Here is a 620-nt window from a genome sequence, read left to right as displayed (position 1 = left end):
GGTGTGGCTCGTGCTGAACCCGCTGCTCGACGCCGCCGTGTACCTCGTGATCTTCGGGCTGCTGCTGCGGTCGAGCCGGGGCATCGACAACTTCATCGGGTACCTCATCATCGGCGTCTTCATGTTCGGGTTCACGACGCGGTCGGTGACGGGTGGTGCACGGTCGGTCATTGCGGCCCGGTCGCTCGTGAAGTCGTTCTCGTTCCCCCGCGCCGCGCTGCCGATCGCGACCGTCGCGCGCGAGACGCTGAGCTTCGTCCCGGCGCTCCTCACGATGCTCGTCCTCCTGCTGTTCACCCGCCCGGGCGCGGGCGAGGCCTGGTCGACGCCGCTGCAGGAGATCAGCTGGCGGTGGCTGCTCGTGCCCCTCGTCCTGGTGCTGCAGCTCGCGATGAACCTCGGCCTCGCGCTGCTCGCGGCGCGGGCGACGACCCGGGTCCCCGACCTCAACCACGTCATCGGGCTCGCCATGCGGTTCTGGCTGTACGGGTCGGCCGTGTTCTTCTCGTTCGACCGGTTCATCTCGCACCCGCGGGTGCTCGAGCTGGTGCAGCTCAACCCGATGTACCGGGTGCTGGAGATCACGCGGGACTGCCTGCTGTACGGCGTCACGCCGCCGT

1 protein-coding gene is annotated in these 620 nt (G+C 69.0%); it reads left to right on the top strand.

The window, feature by feature from the left end; all coding sequences use genetic code 11:
* Nucleotides 1-620, top strand: a 620-nt coding sequence (locus G3I71_RS45575; protein WP_164324823.1) for an ABC transporter permease, incomplete at both ends; no start/stop codon positions are given.

Source organism: Streptomyces sp. SID12501 (genome assembly GCF_010550245.1).
Taxonomy (GTDB): domain Bacteria; phylum Actinomycetota; class Actinomycetes; order Streptomycetales; family Streptomycetaceae; genus Streptomyces.
Note: the sequence above shows the minus strand (reverse complement) of the source record. Positions and strands in the feature narration are given on the sequence as shown.